This is a genomic window from Actinacidiphila polyblastidii, assembly GCF_036353415.1.
Classification (GTDB): domain Bacteria; phylum Actinomycetota; class Actinomycetes; order Streptomycetales; family Streptomycetaceae; genus Actinacidiphila; species Actinacidiphila polyblastidii.
Window position 1 is genome coordinate 1 of record NZ_JAZEWV010000066.1, and the last position, 6,388, is coordinate 6,388.

General features: G+C 72.1%; 5 protein-coding genes and 1 pseudogene. 5 read left to right on the top strand and 1 reads right to left on the bottom strand.

Annotated elements, in window-relative coordinates:
• Nucleotides 1–213, bottom strand: a pseudogene (locus tag V2S66_RS34150) (nickel/cobalt transporter); the annotation flags it as partial.
• A gap of 342 nt (nucleotides 214–555) precedes the next feature.
• Here V2S66_RS34150 and nicT point away from each other — a divergent pair.
• The 5 genes from nicT (at nucleotide 556) to V2S66_RS34175 (ending at nucleotide 6,284) form a co-directional block, all read left to right on the top strand.
• Nucleotides 556–1,749, top strand: a complete 1,194-nt coding sequence (gene nicT / locus V2S66_RS34155) for a Nickel transporter NicT (protein ID WP_413966547.1) — start codon at nucleotides 556–558, stop codon at nucleotides 1,747–1,749.
• A 317-nt stretch (nucleotides 1,750–2,066) separates the two neighbouring features.
• Nucleotides 2,067–3,755 carry a DUF4331 domain-containing protein gene (locus V2S66_RS34160; RefSeq protein ID WP_330800969.1) on the top strand — a complete coding sequence of 563 codons (1,689 nt, stop codon included), beginning with the start codon at nucleotides 2,067–2,069 and terminating at the stop codon, nucleotides 3,753–3,755.
• 110 nt (nucleotides 3,756–3,865) lie between these two features.
• Nucleotides 3,866–4,468 carry a class F sortase gene (locus V2S66_RS34165; protein ID WP_330800971.1) on the top strand — a complete coding sequence of 201 codons (603 nt, stop codon included), beginning with the start codon at nucleotides 3,866–3,868 and terminating at the stop codon, nucleotides 4,466–4,468.
• Nucleotides 4,469–4,506: 38 nt separating this feature from the next.
• Nucleotides 4,507–5,823 carry a tetratricopeptide repeat protein gene (locus V2S66_RS34170; protein ID WP_330800973.1) on the top strand — a complete coding sequence of 439 codons (1,317 nt, stop codon included), beginning with the start codon at nucleotides 4,507–4,509 and terminating at the stop codon, nucleotides 5,821–5,823.
• 101 nt (nucleotides 5,824–5,924) lie between these two features.
• Nucleotides 5,925–6,284 carry an STAS domain-containing protein gene (locus tag V2S66_RS34175; protein WP_330800975.1) on the top strand — a complete coding sequence of 120 codons (360 nt, stop codon included), beginning with the start codon at nucleotides 5,925–5,927 and terminating at the stop codon, nucleotides 6,282–6,284.
• The last annotated feature ends 104 nt before the right edge of the window (nucleotides 6,285–6,388 follow it).

A 6,388-nucleotide genomic window follows, 5' to 3' on the forward strand; every position in this document is an offset into this window, starting at 1 on the left:
GAGGGTGGGGATCTCCGCGCTGTCCACGACCGCGAGGTCCTCCACGCGGTCGGGGTGGAACGTGAGGCCGTCGTAGCGGTTGACGGTGAAGTTGCCCAGCGGGTGCGCGGACGCCTCGCCGGCCGCCACCCCCATCACAGCGGGCACGGCGGCCAGCACCACCACCACCGCACGGCGCAGGCGACGGGTACGGGCACCCGCGGAGAAGATCATCGCTGTCCTTGAAGACGGGCCAGACGCATCCGCGCGTCAGGAGCCAGGAGCGGAGAGAAGCGGGGGCGGCCCAGCGGGCCACACGCTCTACACTCCCGCTCTGCTCGCGTCCCTTCGGCTGCGAACTGCTCGGGGCGGCCGACTCCACCCCGATGGCCCATAAAGCACCCACCCAGTGGCCCAAGCGGGGGCGTGCCGGGAGGACTGGCCGTTCTCGGCGCGCTTCCGTGCGCCCCGCCGAACACCCCGCGCGCTCCTGCCGTGTCGAGCTATCTGCACATACATTGCAGGAGCATGCTCGACGCGGCTGCTGCGCAGTGCACGGACAGAAGGCGAGGGCGTATGGCCACGACCGGACGACCCCTCGCCGTACCCGCCGACGCATCGACCGCCGACGCGGCTGCCGCAGGAGGTCGCGCGGGCCGCCTGGCACGGCTCTTCACCCGCGAGGAACGGCGCAGGCTGGCGGCGATGGCCGCCTTCGTCCTCGCCCTGCACCTCATCGGCTGGTGCACCCTCATGGCCGTGGTCGCGCCCGCCCACTACCGCGTCAACGGCCAGTCCTTCGGCCTGGGGATCGGCCTCACCGCCTACGCCCTGGGCATGCGGCACGCCTTCGACGCCGACCACATCGCCGCCATCGACAACACCACCCGCAAGCTCCTCCACCAAGGCCGAGGGCGGCCGGTGTCGGTGGGCTTCTGGTTCTCGCTCGGCCACTCGAGCGTCGTCTTCGCCCTGACGCTGCTGCTCTCCCTCGGCCTGAAATCCCTCGCGGGCCCCCTCAAGGACGACGACTCCCCGCTGCACCGCATGACCGCGCTGATCGGCACCGCGGTCTCCGGAACCTTCCTGTACGCCATCGCCGCGGTGAACCTCGTCGTGCTGACCGGGATCTGGAAGGTGCTGCGCACCATGCGCAACGGTCAGTTCGACGAGCGCGCCCTGGAGGAGCAGCTCGACAGACGCGGCCTGCTGAACCGGGTGCTGGGACGGGTGATGCGGTCGATCGACAAACCCTGGCAGATGTACCCCGTCGGACTGCTCTTCGGCCTCGGCTTCGACACCGCCACCGAGGTGGCGCTGCTGGTGCTGGCCGGGTCGGGAGCGGCCACCGGCCTGCCCTGGTACGCCGTCCTGTGCCTGCCGGTGCTCTTCGCGGCCGGAATGAGCCTGCTGGACACGATCGACGGCTCGTTCATGAACGCCGCGTACGGCTGGGCCTTCTCCCGTCCCGTCAGGAAGATCTACTACAACCTCACCGTCACCGGCCTGTCCGTCGCCGTCGCCCTGATCATCGGCACGGTCGAACTGCTCGCCCTGCTCGCCGACAAGCTCTCCCTCACCGGCGGCTTCTGGGGATGGGTGAGCGGGGTGGACCTCAACACGGTGGGCTTCGCGGTGGTGGGCCTGTTCGCCGCCGCCTGGGCGTGCGCCCTGCTGGTGTGGAAGTTCGGCCGCATCGAGGAGCGCTGGACCCCGTCTCCCCCGCCGTCGCCGGTCCCCCCGCTGGAACCGCGAGCCGCCGAGGAGTGAGCCGCAGGGCCTTCCTGCGCCCGCAGTACGCCTTCGCGCCGCCTTCGGTGGCCGCTGCGGCGACCGCTGGGAGGTTCTCGTCCACCCGGACGGCTCCGAGCAGGGCGGTAGGGGACCCCGTTCGGCCCTGCGGCGTTGCGGGCCGCCGTGGCGAGTGATGACTTATGTGTAGCTTAAGCCGCATGACGGGCATCTTGACGAGCGGTCGCCACCTTCGACTGGTGTGCGCCTGACGGTTCCGTGTGGGGCTTCGAGCGTCCACGCCTGTGGCCGGCACCCCGAAGAAGGTGGCGGCCCTCCTCTGAAACGGATGGCCCATGCGCTCCTTCCGCCTGCCACGCCGAAAGCCCTCACTCCGCGCGGCCGAGCGCACGCTCGCCGGCGCCGGGACCGTCGCCCTGCTGGGCGCCGCCGCACTGACCGGTCTGGCGCCCGGTGTCAGCTCGGCATCCAGCCACCGGGAGGCGCCGCTGATCGCGGGCGACCCGAAGGCCGACAACACCGACGTCTACGCCTTCACCAGCCCGGACAACCCGGACACCGTGACGCTGCTGGCCGACTGGATCCCCTTCGAGGAGCCCAACGGCGGCCCGAACTTCTATCCGTTCGCCAACGACGCCCACTACAACATCAAGATCGACAGTGACGGCGACGGCAAGGCCGACACCACCTACACCTGGTCGTTCACCGACCACCTGCGCGACGGCGAGAACCAGTTCCTCTACAACACCGGCGTCGTCAACAACCTCGACGACCCGACCCTGAACTTCCGCCAGACCTACACGCTCACGCGCACCGACGCCGCCGGCACCACGACCCTGCTGCAGAACGCACCCGCGGCGCCCTCCAACGTCGGCAGGGCGTCGATGCCCGACTACGCCTCGCTGCGCAAGCAGGCCATCACGCCGCTGCCGGGCGGCGGGCAGACCCTCGCGGGCCAGTCCTCCGACCCGTTCTTCCTCGACTTGAGGATCTTCGATCTGCTCTACGGCGGCAACCTCAAGGAGACCGGCCACAACACCCTGGCGGGCTACAACGTCAACACCATCGCCCTCCAGGTCCCCAAGAAGGACCTGGCGCTGCACGGCGACGCCACGCGCAACCCCGTGGTCGGGATCTGGTCCACCACCGACCGCCAGGGCACGGCGGTCACCGCGTCGACGGGCAAGGGCGCCGAGGGCGGCACCGCCTCGCACGGCAGCGCCGGCGGTGACACGCAGGGCAAGGACGCCGCACAGGCGCCGGGCAGGGACGGGCAGAGCGGCTGGCACCAGGTCTCCCGTCTCGGCAACCCGCTGGTCAACGAGGTCGTCGTGCCGCTGAACTACAAGGACGCCTTCAACTCGATCAGTCCCGACGTGGACCACACCGTCACGCCGGTCGTGAACGCGGTCAAGAACCCGATCGTGCCCAAGCTCATCCAGAGCATCTACGGCGTCCCGGCCCCCGCGACCCCCCGCAACGACCTGGTGGAGATCTTCCTCAGCGGCATCTGCAAGGCGTGCGGTCCCATCAAGGCCGACCTCAACTCCCAGCTCCTCAACGGCGACGTCGACAAGAACAAGTTCACCGCGTCCGAGGAGCTGCGGCTGAACATGTCCGTCGCGCCCACCGCGAACCCGAACCGCCTCGGCGTCCTCGGCGGCGACCTCCAGGGCTTCCCCAACGGCCGGCGGCTCAACGACGACGTCGTCGACATCGAGCTCCAGGCGCTCGAAGGCGCCGCCCAGACCGGGAAGACCGTGCCCGCACTCGCCGCGGGCGACGCGGTCGACACCCCCTATCGCCAGCCGAGCGGGACCTTCCCGTACGTGGCGCTGCCCAACACCGCCGCGGTGAACCAGGCGGACTCCCTGCACCCTGACGGCGGTGTCGGAGCCGGCTTCGGCGGTACCGCGTTCAGCGGCGGCTCCCCCTGGGTGCCCGCGGTCGCGGCGGGCGGCGGCGCGCTGCTGGCCTGCGCGGGTGTCATGGCCCTGCGCCGGCGGCGCGCGAGTCGGGCATGACCCGTCCGACCGGCCCCGGCTGTCCGCCCTCCGCACCGGAGGGCGGACAGCCGGGGCTCCGCCCCCAACCGCCCCGGCGTCCGGTCGCTTCCGCGGCCGTGGTCCTCGGCATGGCCCTCGCGGCCGCCGGGAGCTGCGTGCTGGTCATCCGGCCGCATCCGCCCGCGGACGCCGACATAGGGGCGCTGCCCGCGGCCCGGCCGGCCGCGTCGGCCCCGGCTCCCGTGCCCTCCGCTCCTCCACCGACCCGCATACGGATCATGCGGATCGCGCTCAGCGACCCGCTCGTCGGGCTCGACGTGCAGCAGGACGGCCACCTCGCCGCCCCCGAGGACCCCGCGCAGGTCGGCTGGTGGAGCGGGGGCCCCCGGCCCGGGGACCCGGGCGCCGCGATAATCGTCGGCCACGTCGATTCCACGACCGGGCCCGCCGCGTTCTACGGCGTCTCCTCGCTGCGCCCGGGCGACGAGATATCCATCGACCGCGCCGACCGCTCCCGCGTCACCTTCACCGTCAAGGCGCTGCGCCAGTACGACAAGGACGCCCTCCCCGACAGCGAGGTGTACGCGCTGGCCGGCCCTCCGTCGCTGCGCCTGATCACCTGTGGCGGCGCCTACGACGCCGCACGCGGCGGCTACCGCGACAACGTCGTCGTGTACGCCACCCTCACCTCGCCGCACACCCCGACCGCAACGACCCGGAGCGGACATTGACCTTCCACCTGCGCCGACGCCGCCCGCACCGACACCCCTTGCTGGCTGCCGGCGCCACCACCGCCCTGGGCGTCGGGCTCTTCCTGGCCGGCGGCCTCGGCCTCGCCCCCTGGCCGGCCGCACCGACCGGGACCAGCGCCGCTCAGGTCACCGCGGGCGAGGGCCCGGCCGCCCCGCCCGACCCGCTGGCCGCGGACATCACCGGCGTGCAGGCCCATCTGCGCCAGAGCCCCCACGACGCGGTCGCGCTCGCCACCCTGGGCCTGGACTACGTGCAGCAGGCCAAAGCCACCGCGGACCCGACGTACTACCCCAAGGCGGAAGGCGTCCTCCAGCGGTCCCTGCAGCAGGACACGGGCGCCAACTTCACCGCGATGGGCGGCATGGCCGCACTCGAAGCCGGCCGCCACCACTTCGCCCAGGCCCTGACCTGGGCGCAGCGCGCGATCAAGGCGAACCCGTACAACGCGTCCCTCTACGGCACCCTCGCCGACGCCTACACCCAGCTCGGCCGCTACGACGACGCCGCCGACGCCGTTCAGCACATGGTCGACCTGCGCCCCGGCTCGCCGTCCCTGTCCCGGGCCTCCTACGTCGCGGAACTGCGCGGCGACATCCCCACCGCCCGCGCCGACATGCAACGCGCCCTCAACGACGCCGCCGGCCCTTCCGACCGCGCCTTCGCCTTCTACTACCTCGGCGAACTCGCCTTCAACAGCGGTGACCCCGCCACCGAACTGGCCCAGGCCCAGGCCGGCCTGCGCACCGCCCCGACCTCCACCGCCCTGCTCCAGGCCAAAGGCCACGCGGAAGCGGCCCTCGGCAGGACCGGCCCCGCCATCGCCGACCTCACCCGAGCCGTCCAGCGCGTCCCCCAGCCCGAATACGTCCTCCAGCTCGGCGAGCTCTACCAGTCCCTGGGCCGCACCAAGGACGCCGACCAGCAGTACCAGGTCTTCCGCGCCGAGCAGAGGCTCTTCACCGCCAACGGCGTCGCCCTCGACTCCGACGCCGCCCTCTTCGAAGCCGACCACGGCGACCCGGCCCGCGCCCTCACCATCGCCCGGCAGGGCTTGAAGACCCGTCCGTTCATGGACACCCACGACGCACTGGCCTGGGCGCTGCACGCGGCAGGCCAGGACCGGCAGGCCCTGGCGGAATCCGATCTGGCCCTGGCCCAGGGCACCCGCAACGCCCTGTTCCACTACCACCGCGCCATGATCCAGCGATCCCTCGGCAACACCGGCCCGGCGCGCGACGACCTCTCCACGGCACTGGCCATCAACCCCCACTTCAGCCCGCTCCTCGCGCCCAAGGCACGAGCCGCCCTCGCGGCAGCCACCGGCCAGGCATGACGGGACGTCCAACTGCCGGGGCGGATCACGGTTGCGATGCTTTGTTCGACGCGGATCACCATGTTGCCCCGCCATGACCCGCACTTCGTCATACTTGCCCGATGACAACGGACCACGTCGGAGCCCCACTGCCGGTCGTCAGGGCGGCGGGCGACCTGGACACAAGCAACCTGGCTCCCCTGGAGGCCGAACTACAGGCCGCCCTGGCGACCGCGCCCGGCGTGATCCTCGACGTCAGCGGCGTCACCTTCGGCGACTCGACCCTCCTGAACCTGCTGATCCGCGTCCACCAGCGCACCGACCTGCGGATCGTCGGGCTGCGCCCGCCCCTGGACAGGCTGTTCCAGATCGTCGGCCTCGATGCCGTCATGCAGGTCTTTCCCACGCTCGCCGACGCCCGGACGGTCCTGCGGCGTCCGGACATCGCGGACACGACCACAGGTCCGGCGACGGCGCACTGACGGCCCCGCCGCCTCGCCGCGCCGGCCGCCGTGATCGCCCGCCAGGCCCGGCCCCGCGCGTCGACCCCACCTTCGAGCGCGACGGCGACGGCGACCCGGCGCTC